Genomic DNA, 15548 nt, shown 5'->3' on the forward strand with positions numbered 1-15548 from the left:
CAATTTCATACGTCTATAGAGTGTAAAGGTTATGAGAACAGAAGAATTCAAACATATCATCCTACCGATGCGCAGCGACTTGAAAGCGTATGCGCTAAGGTTGACTGAGAGTGACGACAATGCCGAAGACCTCGTGCAGGAAGTCATGCTCAGGCTGTGGGACATACGCCAGAATATCCAGGCAGAAGATAACCTCAAGGCGCTCGCCATCACCATCATGCGCAACAAGTTTTATGACCAGTGCCGACATGAGGAGCGGAACTTCACCACCGATAAGGTGATGGAAGTACCCATAGAAGACCGGCGGGCAGAGCAACGGGACGAGGTAAACCTCATCAAGCAGATAGTGGCACAGCTTCCGCCCTTGCAGCAGCAGATATTCCGCATGAAGGAGATAGAAGGCTATACTGCCGATGAAATCATGCAGATAACGGGATGTACTGCCGATAATCTCCGAAAGAATCTCTCCAGAGCCCGACTCAAAATCAGAGAGACCTATATGAATATCGTGAAACAGAACAAAATAAAGAAGGAGGAAAGAATATGAACGATAAAATAAAAAGAATCGATGAATTCAAGGATATCGATGAATTCAAGACAATACAGAACTTGCTCGACAAGTATATGGATGGTGCCACATCCAATGAGGAAGAGGCAACGCTCAGAAAATATTTCGAAGAGCATGGCAATGATATTCCAGAAGAATGGGAATCCTACCGCGCCCTCTTCAGCTATATCGGATTCGAACAGATGAATCTTTCTCAAATTCTAAAAGAAGAAGAAGAGAATGAGGAGGATTTCGAAAAGAAAGATATCGAGAAGGAAGAAATCCCAAAGAAGGAAGCTTCTCGCAGCAGATGGCTCAAATATTTCGGCACTTCTGTGGCAGCCGCCGCTATCATCGCATTCCTGATTGTGGGCATCCAGAAGATAGCCCAGCCTCAGCCTGAATGTTATGCGGTTATCGATGGAAAGGTTTATACCGACCAGGAATTCGTGCACCATGAAGCCCTGGATGCCCTGGAAGATGTTTCGGCAGATGCCGAAGATCCATTCAGTGCCCTGGATATGATGAAACAATAAATTCATCTTTTAGATGAAACAATCAAACTATAAAGTATAATATATATAAGGTATAGAATATGAAACGATGCAACTTGATAAAACGCTTCTTCATCGGACTGCTTCTTATCGTGGTAGCCTCGATTTCGGCTAATGCCCAGGAGGGGCTGTACGTAAAAAGTATATTCCAACGCTTCGGACACGCCAAGGGATGCAAGATGGTTACGATGCAGAATACGCAACTCAAAGGTTACAAACTCAAGATATACAAGAGCCTGGTATATAAGTACCATGCCACGGAAATAGCCCACTATCTGAAGTCCGACCGCAAGGCTGCAAAGAAAATCAGAGAGGTGGTGGAGAATGGCAAGATGGTGAGCGGCTATTACATGATGGCACCCTTGAGCAATGGCGACAACCGCTTTATCCTCTTCAGTAATCCGAATGAAAGCAAGGGAACCGTGATTTATATCGAAGGCGACCTGTCGCCCGAAGATATCATGAAACTCTGCTATTCCAGAAGATAGAAACAACATTTTCCTTCTGGAATCCTCTCAATAAGAATAAGAAACAACATAAAATAAAGTATTATGAATATCAAAAACGTAATGATGATGGCTGCCATGATGCCAGCCTTCGCCCTTGCTGAAACCAACAGCAACAGTGCACCAGCCTCGGTAGAGGCTAACGACACCACAATCAGAGTGAACGACCAGAACATCGTCATCAGGCAGGATGGCGAACAGACTTCTGTGAAGATATATAAGATGAACGGCAACGAGATGAACGAGATGACCAAGATTTCAGAGACCCAATTCGTAGATGGTCAGGAAGTAGAAAAGGTATTTGTCACCTCACCATTCATCCCTCAGACTTTGAGCAAGCGCAAGCGCAGTCTGGAGAGTCATTATCCAACCTTCTTCTTCGGCTGCAGCCAGTTGCCAGGCAGCAGGGGAAGCATGGGAGGCAACAACGAGATGCACAGTCGCGACTCCAAGTCGTGGGAATGGGGCATCACCCTCACCAGTCTCTGCTTCCGCCTTTCCAACGAAATGGCGCTCACCTCCTCTCTCTCCATCGGACAGGTACACCACCATTTCAAGGACAATTATGTATTAAGCACCGAAAACGGGGTATCGGCAATGACTCCGATAGAAGGCGAGACGCTGAAGAAAAGCTATATCAGCTACAATGTGCTCCGCCTGCCTATCATGCTGGAGTGGCAGAAGCGCATAGGATGCCATGATGCATTCCTGGCGTTAGGTCCATCTGTAGAATATCGCTGGCACGAGCATTCCCGCTACTTCATCGGAAAGCACAAGCATACAGAAACGGGCGATATCAACCTCAACCCTATCGGCCTGAACCTGGAAGCCCGTGCCGGCTACTCAGGAGTGATGCTCTTCGCCCGTGCCGGAATAACTCCGCTGCTCAACAAGACCAAGGCTCCCGAGTGCTATCCGATGACCATCGGCTTAGGATTTAGACTGTAATTTCTCTCAAAAAATCGAAAAAAATGCCCGAATACCACAAACGTGGTAGCAGGAATACTACTCATATGCTATTTCAGAATCCAGAAAATCGCCGTACCTTTGCAGCGTCAATCAGAACAAACAGCATGATGACTTTCAGAAGGACATCAGAATGTCTTTCAGAGAGAGAACATCAATCTGATTTCTGGGCGACATATTTATATAAATGAATAAGATTGAATATTAACGTAAAATTAAAGAAAGGACATAGATTATGAGTACAGAAAAGAAACTTCGCTTTGAGACACTTCAGTTGCATGTAGGTCAGGAAAATCCAGATCCAGCTACCGACGCTCGTGCGGTGCCAATCTACCAGACCACAAGTTATGTGTTCCGCAACTCTCAGCACGCAGCCGATAGATTCGGACTCCGTGACGCAGGTAACATCTATGGTCGCTTGACCAACTCTACTCAAGGTGTATTCGAAGACCGTGTGGCTGCTCTCGAGGGTGGTGTAGCAGGTTTGGCTGTCGCTTCCGGTGCTGCCGCCGTAACCTACGCTCTGCAGAACATCCTTCAGAATGGTGACCACATCGTAGCTGCCGACAACATCTACGGTGGTACTTATAACCTCATCACTCATACATTATCCACACAGGGTGTAAGCTACACCATCGTGGATCCTCGCAACTTCGAGCAAGTAGAGGCTGCCATCCAGGACAATACCAAGGCTCTCTATGCAGAGACCTTCGGAAATCCTAACTCAGATGTAACCGATATCGATAAGTTGGCAGAGATTGCTCATCGCCACAACATCCCATTGATTATCGATAATACCTTCGGCACCCCATACCTCATCCGTCCTATCGAGCACGGAGCAGATATCGTGGTTCACTCTGCTACCAAGTTCATCGGCGGTCATGGTTCATCTCTCGGTGGTGTCATCGTAGATGGCGGTAAGTTCGACTGGAAGGCAAATGCCAACAAGTTCCCTACTCTCGCTAAGCCAGACCCATCTTATCATGGTGCCGTATTCGCAGATGTAGCCGGAGCAGCAGCCTTCGTAACCAGAATCCGTGCGGTCATCCTTCGTGATACCGGTGCAACCATCTCTCCATTCAATGCCTGGATTCTTCTTCAGGGCTTGGAGACATTGAGCCTCCGTGTAGAGCGTCATGTTCAGAATGCATTGAAGGTGGTAGAATATCTGGAGAACAATCCTAAGGTGGCTAAGGTTAATCACCCAGCCGTTCCTTCTCATCCAGACCACGAGCTTTACAAGAAACTCTTCCCTAACGGCGGTGGTTCTATCTTCACCTTCGATATCAAGGGCGGCGAGAAAGAGGCATGGGAGTTCATCGACCACCTGCGCATCTTCTCTTTGCTGGCTAACGTAGCCGACGTGAAGTCACTGGTTATCCACCCAGCAACAACCACCCACTCTCAGTTGAGCCCAGAGGAGTTGGAGGAGCAGCACATCTATCCTTCTACCGTTCGATTGAGCATCGGTATCGAGAACATCGACGACCTGATTGAGGCACTCGATGAGGCATTTACCTACGTAAAGTAAAAATATGAATGATTTAAATTAGAGTACAGTTATGGCAAAGATATATAAGCAGATTACTGATTTAATCGGTAAGACCCCATTGGTAGAATTGGGTAAGTATTCAGCATCCAAGGGTTTGGAGACCCCTGTGATTGCTAAGGTAGAATTCTTCAATCCTGGCGGAAGCGTAAAGGATCGTATCGCACTTGCGATGATCGAAGACGCTGAGCAGAAGGGCATCCTGAAACCAGGTGCCACCATCATCGAACCAACCAGCGGTAACACGGGTGTAGGCCTGGCTCTGGTATCAGCCGTAAAGGGCTATCACCTCATCCTCACCATGCCTGAAACCATGAGCGTGGAGCGCAGAAACCTGGTGAAGGCTTACGGCGCAGAAGTGAGATTGACCAGCGGTAAGGACGGAATGCCTGGCGCCATCAAGGCTGCCGAGGAACTCCGCGATTCCATTCCGGGTTCCGTGATTCTGGGACAGTTTACCAACCCAGCCAATCCTGCAAAGCACTATGCCACAACTGGACCAGAAATCTGGGCTGATACCGATGGCGAGATTGATATCTTCGTAGCCGGTGTTGGAACCGGTGGAACCATTTCGGGTATCGCCAAGTACTTGAAGGAGCAGAATCCTAACGTGAAGGTGATTGCCGTAGAGCCTGCCACATCGCCTGTATTGAACGGCGGACAGAGCGGTCCTCACAAGATTCAGGGCATCGGTGCCGGCTTCGTTCCAGAGACCTACTCTTCAGAATTCATCGATGAGGTATTGGATATTCAGAACGATGATGCCATCAAGGCGGGTCGTGATTTGGCCCAGACCGAGGGCCTCTTGGTAGGAATCTCATCAGGTGCCTCCGCCTTTGCAGCCACCGAGATTGCGAAGCGTCCAGAGAACAAGGGCAAGAAGATTGTTGCCCTCTTGCCAGATACTGGTGAGCGTTATTTAAGCACTGTACTCTATGCTTTCGAGGAGTATCCACTCTAATTCACAAAAGCACCGCCATAACTACCTTTTTATATAGTTATGCGGTGCTATATGTTAATATCCCCATTTCGTATCCAGTTTCACCTCTTCGGTATGGATGACATTCTCAGTAAGCAAGGCACGATTGCCGGAGAGGATTTTGATTTCCTGATAATTTGCAGGATAATACACCTTGCCGTTCCTGATCAGGATCCCCACCCTGTTGGGAGCAATCTCAAAGATGGCAAAACCACCTATAAAATCATGGATTTTCCTATATACCGGTTGCAGGATGATGTCATCCCCCACACGGAGTCCCCATCTTCCAGATTTCTCAAAGGGTTTCACATCCTGCAGATATTCATAGCGCTGCCTGCTGCTAAGCTCCGTTTTCTTTTTGTCATACTGCGCCACAAATACCATGTCATTGTTGGGTACGATCACACCCTTTGTCTTTTTGGCAGAAGGCGGAATGGTTCCCTTTCCGGCTCTCAGTCCGGCATACATCGATGCCCAGTTCCGCTCCCTGTCAGGCAGACCAAACTTACGGTAGTTACCCACATTGTCTATGATCATGCATACCTTATCCTTCTGCTTGTGGTTGATGCGCAACCCGCGCCCCACCATCTGCAGATACTTGGCTAGCGAGAGTGTAGGACGAGCCATCTGGATATACTCCACATCCGGACAGTCGAACCCCTCATCAAAGAGGTTCACGTTCACCATGCAGTCCAGGTCACCCATTCTGAATGCCTCCACCATTCGCTGACGGGTCTTGGCAGGAGTCTTGCTGTCCAGAGCCACCGCCCTGATACCCATTGCCTTGTAATATGAGGCAATCATCTGGGCATGGTCGATGTCAATGGCATATACGATACCCTTCTTTCCGTCGGCATGCTTCACTACGCTCTCATACAGTCGCTTGATGGATTGAGGCACATTCAGTTTCTCATCCATCTCCTTGATGGAATAGTCACCATCACTGCCACGTCCTTTCAAAGAGTTGATGGTCAGCTGGTCTTGCGAGAACTGTCCGATGACCACATAGTCATAGGGTGCCAGATACCCACGTTTGATGAAATCCTTGGTAGATGGAGAACTTATCAGACGCTCAAACAGCATACCGAACGACTCCCTCTTCATACGGCAAGGCGTTGCTGTCATTCCCAGTTTCAAAGCATCCCTGTTTCGGTCAAACAGATCTTTGTAAGAGCGTGCCAGGGCATGATGAGCTTCGTCCACCACGATCATCCCCGGTATGCAATCCGCCTTTTTCAAATCCCCGATATGCCTGCCGAGCCATTGGATAGAGAGCACACGGATTCTTACTTTGGCTTTCAGTACCGTTTCTTTCTCCCCATAGTCCAGGCAGAATCTGTCCAGTGTCTGCTGCATCTGTTCTACCAGTTCACGGCGGTGTGCAACAATCCACACCTCACCCTTCTCGTAATTATCCAGAAACCATTTCACCACCGAAGCCATCACGTAGGTTTTTCCCGTACCCGTAGGCATCTGCACGACGACCGAGTTACCTTCTTCATACCCCTTTTTCTTTCGGTAACGGGTTATCTCCTTCGTGGTCAGCACGTTGATGATTTCCTCCAGCATTTTCTGCTGATAATCATAAAGCTTGATTTTCTTCATTCAAAAGAAATGTAAGTATCCGTTCAATTCCGTATTGCATATCTCAAAAAAATATTGTAACTTTGCACGGCGGCATCATTTTCCTAATTTTGAGACAAGAATACGCAGTAAGAGCATTCCATTCTCCATTCAGGCAAAGAATGAAGAAGAAGATGAAGTGACAGCGAAAGCAAAGGCTGCGTTCAAGCAACTTAGAGCGTAGCGGTTCCGAGCACCGGAGGGCGGTCACATCCTAAAGTTTAATCTTTATTAAATTATAAGCCATCTTGCACCATTTTACGCCATTATGATGTATATTTGCAGTCAGAATGTATAACTTTATAATTATCGGCTTATGGCACAGACAGCAATGACAGTCCGTATGGACAATCAGCAGAAAGCACAGTTTGATAAACTCTGCGAGCAATTCGGTATGAGTGCGAATACCGCTATCAACATCTTTGTAAAGGCAGTAATTCGCAGTAAGAGCATTCCATTCTCCATTCAGGCAAAAAATGAAGAAGAAGATAAAGTGACTGCGAAAGCAAAGGCTGCGTTCAAGCAACTTAGAGCTAAAGCAGAAAGAGGTGAAACCCCAGAGCTCACGCTTGATGAAATCAATGAAGAAATCAGAGAAGTCAGACGATTAAGAAAAGAACGCAATGGTATATGCAGTCATTGATACAAACATATTTGTATCAGCCCTTATCACTCACAACTCAAATGCTTCAACAGCTAGAGTTCTAGAAAATTTGCTCCTTCATCGTATTATACCTTTATATAATGATGACATTATAAAAGAATACGATGAAGTGCTTCATCGTGCAAAATTCAAGTTATCAGAAGAACAAATCAGCACTGTTATAGAACATGTCAAGGAAAACGGCATTGATTCATCCCGTTTTCCCTATGATGGCGAAATGCCAGATGAGGATGACCGAGTCTTCTACGAAGTGTGCCTGAGCAAGGAAGACTCCTTCTTGGTAACTGGTAATCTCAAACACTTTCCAAAAGAACCGCAGGTGATTACAGCTGCAGAAATGATGGAAATCCTAGACAACGAACTATAAGCTGTCATTACAGTAGGTGTCGCCAGCTCTCGTAGTAGGCGACACCTGTAACCACGCTAACGAGGTGGTATCATTATAGTACCACAAACGGTACTGTTTGAGCACTATTAATACCTTACGTTGTAATGGTGATATACTGATGATTACATGACTTTCACATTGCCAACATTTTATCAACTAAATTATAAATTTCATTATATTGTTCAAATTATAAGAAAATCAGATTAAATCTATCGCTCTATCTTTAAACTCTATGGCATTAATCATAGCCTTGTTAGGCATATTTTGAATAATATCCTCTATGATATTCCCATTGTCACCATCTTTATTCTCCGCAGTATGAGGCTGTGAAGAACAGAAAAAGATGACTTGTCTATCCATAAATTTAGAACTACACTCAAATAGTTTTTTTAAACTTGACTCGTCCATAGATTGCTGACAAGGTTCATCAAAGATTACAAATCCAGGATGTTTATAACCTACTTTGAGAAGGGCTAGATAATAAGCCCATATAGAACGTATGAAATCAGAAGCAGACGAAACGGAACGTATTTGTTCTGAACAATCATTCTGCATCTGTACCAATGGAAAATAAAGATAAGATGATGACCTGTTTAACTCTAAATATATTTGGTTTCTATAATTACTCTTATATTCATAGGACATTAGATATTCCTTAAATATAATTTCAAATTTTGCCAGAGAATTTTCTATCCCCATTCGCTCATTATCATTCAAAGACTTATAAGCCTTATCGTGTTCTTCAAATTCTTCTTTAATATTTTCCAATCTTCTATGTGAAGCCTCTATTTTGCTTTGCAATACCCTAGTCTGCTCTAACTCTAATTTTAGTTTAGCCACTTCCATTATTTCTATTTCAGAAATACCCGAAGAAGAGAAATAAGACTCATTATGTAATTGTTCTACAAGTGTCTTATCTTGTGATAACAATTTTTCAATATATAAGAGATGCAGTTGTTTTTGCTGCAAATTATTCTCCGTAGTTTCTTTTAGGACCTTCAAGAACTTCTTTTTATTGGTTATCATTTTATCCAATTCAATAAGCTGAGCCTTTTCTAGTTCTTTTCCACGGATCTCTTCGCCTATAGGTAAAGTCTGCTTACATGTTGGACAAACAGTCACTTGTAATGTCGTAAAGACATTGTCAACCTTGTTTAACCCTGCAATTCTTTTATGCTCATTTTCCAAGGCTGACAATTTTTGATTTATAACATCCAGTTTACGCTTATCTATAGCCATCTTATGACAAAAGTCATCATAGATTTGCTTATGTTTTTGATATGTCTCAATCAATTTTCTATCCTCAGGAGTACGCTTTTGTAAAATTTCTCCTTTGTTTAGTTCAAAAGTCTTTATTTTTTCTTCCAATTCATACAAACGATGATCGATATCAAGTCCATTCTTTCCTATATACTCTATCTTTAGGGTATCTATATTATTCTTCTGCTTTTCAACATTATCTTCCAAGTCTAACACTTCAAAATTATTACAAGCCAAGATATCCTTTAGTTTTTTCACTTCAAGAGACCACTTGTTCTTATCGTTGTCTCTTTTCTCTTTCAGTTTCTGCTTAGTCTCATACTCTGCATCAATAGCTAATGACATTGCGTATTCTATAATGCGCTGCTTGGGTCTTAATATATTATATCCTTTTATGGTAGCAAAATAATCTGCCCATCCTCTTGTTTGCTCCACATAACATAAGGCAAATAAGGTTTGTAGGTACAAAACCGATTCCTTATCACTATTTCTTACAGGAACCGTAGGCAGTTCTATTCCCGCAAAGTTGGCAATGAACCCGTAAAAAGCGAAATCTATAGATTGATTATTATCATCCCTTGAATGCAAAAAATATTCATTTGGATGTTCCCAGTTTTCGTTATTCCAATTAGATATAAATATCTTGTTCACGTTTATCGCATCATTTTTTATGTCTCTATGCAAAAGAACTCGCTGGTCAGAGCCATTTGTGATTTCAGCCTCAACATACGAAGAATCCACATTCCATGTCTTTTCCTTGCCTGTGGAAGGATCACGCCATATAAAACTATCTTTTAGGCATCTATCAAGAGAACCTATATCACGTTTGGGTGACATCAATTCCTCCATACCCAAAATGTAATAGAAACACGAAGCAAGGGAGGTTTTTCCTTTCGTATTGTCACCTATAATGACATTCAAGCCTTTATCTAATTTCACTATTCTACCAAAGTCTCTTATATCTCCAGGAGAGTCTCCACAATAAGCTTTGATATGCACTTCTAACTTACAAAAATTCAGCATAACTTAGACTCAAATTAATATTGTTTAATACCATTTCTCCCAAATAGCCTATTGGAGAAATTGATTTCTTCAATTCTATCACTAAATCCTCATTTTTCAAATGATACATCAACTGTTGTCCTTCTGAGGTTATCTGAAACTTAGCACCATTCATTTTGATAACATGATTGACATAAAGTTCTCCCATAATAGTATCCAACTCTGGAACATCATATATAGGTATAACATCTATCGTTCCTTTCTTTTTCAATATATATAATTTTTGAATATTATACTGTGATAACAGTCCCCATAGATATACTTGGATTTGTGAAATAGAAAAATTCCGACTAGGATATTTATCTAAAATTGTTAATATAGCCAATCTTATGAAAGTTGGAGATAATTCAACTCTACGCTCAACAGGTCTTTCCGAAAAAATAAACTCTATCATAACTTTGTAAATTTCAAAGAACAATTCAACAATCTGGATGCAAGTTGATAATCCACATAGGAAGAAGACAAATCTAATTCTTCACTATCTTCGGGGAATTTAGCTTTTACTTTTCCTGTCAAATAATCAGCCAAGCCTAAGAAATCTTGCCGGGCTGACGTTGAGGATTCATAAATAGTCGGCATTCTTTTTGTTCTCTTATCAAATTCTCTTTTCATTAACTTTTGTAAATCGCCATCAAAAGCAGGATTACTATCTTTTATGCATTGAAAACTCCCCTCACCACGAATATAATCATCAATAAAGATCTTTACTTTGCTATCGACCTCATTTGGATACAGGACAGCACATTTGCGTCTAAGATTATCCATCCATTCAGAGTTTTCTTCACGAAATTTATCTATTTGTTCTTGTTCTATATCCAATTCATCATATTCATCCCATTTTTTAATCAAATCAACAGTTATATCATCCCTGCTATCATCCGATATTATTTCATTAAAGTTTTCCTCATCCTTCCACAGAAAATCACTATATGCGGCAGAATTATCACGAATATCAGTCAGATAACCCAACATATAATACCTGGAATGTCTATACAAGAAAATACCTGCTCCAGAACATCCACGACTAAGTTCCTCACCAGAGCAAACCTGCCCGTCGATTTGCAGATTCGAAAGATGCAAGCAATGATCACCTACTTTAGATACAGAGAAAAGCCTACCTTTCGAAGCAACTTTAGTATAACCTACAAACAGGAAAGTATCGTTCGGTACTATCATTTTTGCACGTTTCACTTTTTTTGCATAATCAAATCCGTCTTCAATCTTCTCTATCTCCAATACAGCATAATCACTTTCTCCAGTATCACTTTTCACAATGTCCAACACCTTATGTACCTTTTCTATAGACTCAGAATATTGAACTATAGATATTTCTTTGGGAGTAAATGGCAGATACTTATCAAAATTCTGGTAACAAATACAATGCCCTGCAGTCAATACATAAAAATGTCCATTATCAACGACAATAGTACCGGAACCTGTATTAGTTTCTCCAGAATCTTTTCTGCACACAATTTTCACAGCAAAATGCTGCATCTCTAAGAAATTCCATTCATCTCTCATAGCTTTAAACTGCTTACATTATCATGAACATCAAAATTATATTTAGAGAGCTCATCTTGTTGGATAAAATCACCAACCCTTTCCATTATCTTCTCCAAAGTATAATTAAAATACAAATGTCTTTTAACATTAAAGTTTCTACACGGATGACATAATATTTTCGCTATAGTTTCTCTATCAGGATGATAAGAGTTACCAGTACCCCCATCTGTAGATATGATAAATTTATCGCACTTAATCATATCAAGCAGTTCTACACAGATATTATTCCGGCTTCCATGATGTGAAACCTTCATACAATCAACACATAATGGGTTCGTAGAAGAATATCCCTTATTTTTCAAATATGCCACAACATTCTCCATTCTAGCATCTCCCAGCATCAGGATAGACTTACCATCACATTCCAGAATAAATGCTATAGAAGCTTTATTTATCAAATCTTTATTTACAGATACCTTTGGTGTATCATTAAAAGCTAATTTTTCCAAAGACTGTTGCTGGTTGATTATAATCCTATTAAGAGAAACCCTTACCCTACTGTCTTCACCATGTTCATTCTCCGCCTTTTCATACTCTTTCAGATTTCGCTCCAAATCATCTTTTGTTGGAGATATTACATTAATTCTACAAAAGCCCAAATCTCGTACTAATCCATCTGAAATATTTTCCTTCCATTCTAGCCCTCTTATATTTTGCAAAACAGAAGCCAAATCATGAGCTTCAGAATAAGAAATTCTGGTATCTATAGACGGAGCATTCAATTGATGCGCACAATTGCACCATATTTCCTTGACAGGAAATGGATTATCAGAAATACAAGTACAAATATACCTATAAAGACCAGCTATATGATCATGGTCGAAATGAGAAAGAACCATCAAATCTATGCACCCTATTGAACGCAATTTACGTACAATTTGAAGAGAAGTACTTTTCGGACCACCATCAACGACAACAGTACCCCTTTTTCCGTTATCTTCACAATATAGAATAAAAGAGTCTCCATAAGAAGCTTTGAGAATTTCTATAGACAAAGACATTGCTTAATTATTAAATTATACACCATTATAAACATTTGATTAGTAAGCATCCAACCCCTATGACAATACAACTCCATCCCCAGTGTTTACTGGGGATACAGGGTATTATAAGAAATTGGACTTTTCTGATTTTTAAATAGGTTTAACTAAAAGTGCCTCTGTCATCAAGGCATAATCCCTTCTTCCAGCTACAATCATGTCAAAGAATCCCCTGAAGAAATCCAGTGGAGCCATTGCCATTAGCTTGCAGGTTTCAACGAAAGTAAGGAAGGTCGCTATAACTCTGGCACCCTGCTCACTGAGGCTTGTTGCAACTTAGCAGAGAGCTTAATCTCGTTTTTCTCAAACTGTTTCAACAGTGCCGTCGCTTGCTGATAGAGGTCGTGTAAAACTGGTAGGGATTCCTCACCTCGATGCTTGACTATCTCTTTTTCTGTGCGACCCAATACTTGATTTTCAACTTCGACCTTATATAATATACCGATCAAGTCTATGAATGCCTGTGCCAAGGTATCCTTGTAGTCACGACTCGCCGAGACAAACAGTCTTCTAACGTGCGACCAGCAACATACCTATATATATTTATATATCCGCAGTAGAACCACCTATACCAGATGGCAGTTTATTCAATATTTCATCAAATGCATCCATATCAACTTTCATTATTAATAATTATACAGAAACTCCATTTCAATTCACCGAATACATATAATACTGCGCCATCTGGTAATCGAAGATGGTTACATTACCGGCATTTACCGTAACTGAGAAATATGTGGCGGTATGATAGTCAAAGCCATTGATGGTATTGCCAGACATCATCATGTTTACATAAGAGGCAGTAGAGTAATCAAAGAGGTTAGGGAGATAACCAGAGAGATAATTACTCCTCTGGTAATCATATACTGACAAGAAATTGCCAGTATGCGAAACACTCATCGGATGATAACCACCATTGGTAAAATCAAACACACTTGAAGCCACTCTGTTTGTCACCATTACATAAGAAGCTACGGCAACAGCTCTTCTAACATCAGCTATCATCTCTTCCCCCTCCCATATCATTAGAATGTACGTCATCCGTTTGAGGCGCAAGAGGAGGAACTGGTGATGGTGGTCTCATCCCATGCCCCTTTTGTTGCGCCATCATAATTTGACACTGAGTGGTTATAGTCTCAGTAGTCTGTTTTGCCTCATCCAATAACTTATGAATGCCTTTTGCCTCAGTTTCAGCCTTATTGAGCATTTCATCGGTCTTGAAGATAGAATATAACGAGAACACCAAGAAAATGATCATTAGGCAGCTCGCAGCAAACATAAGTACATTAAAATCCGCCTGTAGCTTATTGTATTCCAAATGCAAAAGAGCCTCTTGACGCTCTTGATGCTTATCAAGCAAAGCTTGAAGCTGGTCACTATTACCAGAACTCTTACTCTTCACATTCTTACTGCCGTTTAAGACCTGCTCAAACACCCAAGCATCCTTCCGTTGCAAAGCCACAATATCATTTTGCGCCTGCTTATAACAACAGGAAAGATAAGCAAATGTTGCACAAGACACAAGAATCACAAGAATGACACAAGCCACAAACCTATGCCTACCGCTAATCGTGAAGACTGATTTTGTTTGATTATTCTTTTCCATATAACTCCCTTATTATATTCTTTGGCACTTTGAAAATTCTCATTACCTTTGCGCCCATTCACTGGGCTTACAAGACTATCCGAAGATTCTTTCTGCGATAAACTTGGCTGGGAAAAGCAAGCCAACCATGAGGTAACCACTTGACAATCCCAGTTCTATCACCATCCGTTGCCACCATGCCTTACTGCAAGGCAATACCCAGCCTCCCCCCACCTTTCCCCAGGCGGTCCCATCCCGCAAAACATGGCGATGGCTTTGATGCCCCCGCCAACCTTATAGCGCAGCGGTTCCGAGCACCGGAGGGCGGTTACATCCCTAATCCCTATGGTAGGGATTTAGGGCTTGGGTATAGGGTAAGGACCCTCCCGCAGGGGAGGGACAGGTGGGGCTTACTTACCATACATATTCTCATAATACTTCTGATACTCCCCAGAAGTAACATGGTCCATCCATTCCTGATTTTCAAGATACCATTTTACGGTCTCTTCGATTCCCTCCTCAAACTGGAGAGATGGCTCCCAACCCAATTCCTTCTGCAACTTTCTAGAATCGATGGCGTAACGCATATCATGACCCTTTCTGTCTGTTACATAAGTGATGAGATCCATATCCTCGCCTTCCTTTCTACCGAGCAATCTATCAACAGTCTTGATAACCACCTTGATGATATCAATATTCTTCCACTCGTTGAAACCACCGATGTTGTAAGTCTCGGCAATCTTACCCTTGTGGAAAATCATATCGATGGCACGGGCATGATCCACTACATACAACCAGTCGCGCACATTCTCACCCTTACCATATACAGGCAATGGCTTGCGATGACGGATGTTGTTGATAAATAACGGAATCAACTTCTCTGGGAACTGGTATGGACCATAGTTGTTAGAGCAGTTGGTTACGATGGTAGGCATACCGTATGTATCGTGGAAAGCACGGACGAAGTGGTCTGAGCTTGCCTTGGATGCAGAATATGGAGAGTGAGGATTGTACTTGGTAGTCTCTACGAAGAACTCCTCGCCGTAAGCCTCGTGGTTCTTACCGCTGGATGCCTTGGTGGTGAAAGGAGCAGGAACGCCCTCAGGGTGAGTCATCTTCAATGCACCGTAAACCTCATCGGTAGAGATGTGGTAGAAACGCTTGCCCTCATATCCCTCAGGAAGACTCTCCCAGTAGATCTTTGCCGCCTGAAGCAGAGACAGGGTACCCATCACGTTGGTATGAGCAAAAGTGAATGGATC

Annotated in this window: 17 protein-coding genes and 1 pseudogene; 8 read left to right on the top strand and 10 right to left on the bottom strand. The window is 42.2% G+C overall.

Annotated elements, in window-relative coordinates:
• Nucleotides 1-31: 31 nt before the first annotated feature.
• The 6 genes from DXD25_RS11925 (at nucleotide 32) to cysK (ending at nucleotide 5083) form a co-directional block, all read left to right on the top strand.
• A complete protein-coding gene (locus tag DXD25_RS11925; protein ID WP_117663699.1) occupies nucleotides 32-547 on the top strand; it encodes an RNA polymerase sigma factor in 516 nt (171 codons plus the stop codon).
• A complete protein-coding gene (locus DXD25_RS11930; protein WP_117663700.1) occupies nucleotides 544-1083 on the top strand; it encodes a hypothetical protein in 540 nt (179 codons plus the stop codon). Before DXD25_RS11925 ends, DXD25_RS11930 begins: the two co-directional genes overlap by 4 nt.
• Nucleotides 1084-1142: 59 nt before the next feature.
• Nucleotides 1143-1589, top strand: coding sequence for a DUF6108 family protein (locus DXD25_RS11935; protein ID WP_117663701.1), 447 nt, complete (start codon nucleotides 1143-1145; stop codon nucleotides 1587-1589).
• Nucleotides 1590-1652: 63 nt separating this feature from the next.
• Nucleotides 1653-2555 carry a hypothetical protein gene (locus DXD25_RS11940; protein WP_117663702.1) on the top strand — a complete coding sequence of 301 codons (903 nt, stop codon included), beginning with the start codon at nucleotides 1653-1655 and terminating at the stop codon, nucleotides 2553-2555.
• Nucleotides 2556-2808: 253 nt separating this feature from the next.
• A complete protein-coding gene (locus tag DXD25_RS11945) occupies nucleotides 2809-4104 on the top strand; it encodes an O-acetylhomoserine aminocarboxypropyltransferase/cysteine synthase family protein (protein ID WP_117663703.1) in 1296 nt (431 codons plus the stop codon).
• Between the two features lie 31 nt (nucleotides 4105-4135).
• Complete coding sequence (gene cysK, locus DXD25_RS11950; protein WP_117663704.1) at nucleotides 4136-5083, top strand: cysteine synthase A; 948 nt, start codon at nucleotides 4136-4138, stop codon at nucleotides 5081-5083.
• Nucleotides 5084-5137: 54 nt separating this feature from the next.
• Here the strand turns inward: cysK and DXD25_RS11955 are convergent, their stop codons facing one another.
• Nucleotides 5138-6706, bottom strand: a complete 1569-nt coding sequence (locus tag DXD25_RS11955) for a DEAD/DEAH box helicase (protein ID WP_117663705.1) — start codon at nucleotides 6704-6706, stop codon at nucleotides 5138-5140.
• 334 nt (nucleotides 6707-7040) lie between these two features.
• Between DXD25_RS11955 and DXD25_RS11960 the strand changes: the two genes are divergently transcribed.
• The gene (locus tag DXD25_RS11960; RefSeq protein WP_117663706.1) at nucleotides 7041-7367 is read left to right on the top strand and encodes a type II toxin-antitoxin system RelB/DinJ family antitoxin; all 327 of its coding nucleotides are present in this window, start codon (nucleotides 7041-7043) and stop codon (nucleotides 7365-7367) included.
• Complete coding sequence (locus tag DXD25_RS11965; RefSeq protein ID WP_117663707.1) at nucleotides 7348-7755, top strand: putative toxin-antitoxin system toxin component, PIN family; 408 nt, start codon at nucleotides 7348-7350, stop codon at nucleotides 7753-7755. The genes DXD25_RS11960 and DXD25_RS11965 overlap by 20 nt, the downstream gene beginning before the upstream one ends.
• A gap of 219 nt (nucleotides 7756-7974) precedes the next feature.
• Here DXD25_RS11965 and DXD25_RS11970 read toward each other — a convergent pair whose 3' ends face one another.
• From DXD25_RS11970 to DXD25_RS12005, 9 genes and pseudogenes are all read right to left on the bottom strand, one after another.
• Nucleotides 7975-10059, bottom strand: a complete 2085-nt coding sequence (locus DXD25_RS11970) for a hypothetical protein (protein WP_117663708.1) — start codon at nucleotides 10057-10059, stop codon at nucleotides 7975-7977.
• Nucleotides 10043-10492, bottom strand: coding sequence for a hypothetical protein (locus DXD25_RS11975; RefSeq protein ID WP_117663709.1), 450 nt, complete (start codon nucleotides 10490-10492; stop codon nucleotides 10043-10045). The genes DXD25_RS11970 and DXD25_RS11975 overlap by 17 nt, the downstream gene beginning before the upstream one ends.
• Entirely contained in the window at nucleotides 10489-11619 is a 1131-nt protein-coding gene (locus DXD25_RS11980; RefSeq protein ID WP_117663710.1) for a serine protease, read from the bottom strand. The genes DXD25_RS11975 and DXD25_RS11980 overlap by 4 nt, the downstream gene beginning before the upstream one ends.
• Nucleotides 11616-12662, bottom strand: coding sequence for a ComEC/Rec2 family competence protein (locus DXD25_RS11985; protein WP_117663711.1), 1047 nt, complete (start codon nucleotides 12660-12662; stop codon nucleotides 11616-11618). The genes DXD25_RS11980 and DXD25_RS11985 overlap by 4 nt, the downstream gene beginning before the upstream one ends.
• 275 nt (nucleotides 12663-12937) lie before the next feature.
• Nucleotides 12938-13222 (bottom strand): annotated as a pseudogene (locus DXD25_RS17555) (transposase); the annotation flags it as partial.
• Nucleotides 13223-13352: 130 nt separating this feature from the next.
• A complete protein-coding gene (locus DXD25_RS11995; protein WP_117663713.1) occupies nucleotides 13353-13706 on the bottom strand; it encodes a hypothetical protein in 354 nt (117 codons plus the stop codon).
• Nucleotides 13696-14307, bottom strand: a complete 612-nt coding sequence (locus DXD25_RS12000) for a hypothetical protein (RefSeq protein ID WP_117663714.1) — start codon at nucleotides 14305-14307, stop codon at nucleotides 13696-13698. The genes DXD25_RS11995 and DXD25_RS12000 overlap by 11 nt, the downstream gene beginning before the upstream one ends.
• Before the next feature lie 75 nt (nucleotides 14308-14382).
• Nucleotides 14383-14547: a hypothetical protein gene (locus tag DXD25_RS16715; protein WP_158556334.1), complete on the bottom strand. Its 165-nt coding sequence runs from the start codon at nucleotides 14545-14547 to the stop codon at nucleotides 14383-14385.
• 149 nt (nucleotides 14548-14696) lie between these two features.
• On the bottom strand, nucleotides 14697-15548 hold an 852-nt coding region (locus tag DXD25_RS12005), incomplete at its 5' end, for a dTDP-glucose 4,6-dehydratase (protein ID WP_117663728.1).

It is taken from the genome of Prevotella sp. TF12-30 (assembly GCF_003436715.1).
GTDB lineage: Bacteria > Bacteroidota > Bacteroidia > Bacteroidales > Bacteroidaceae > Prevotella > Prevotella copri_A.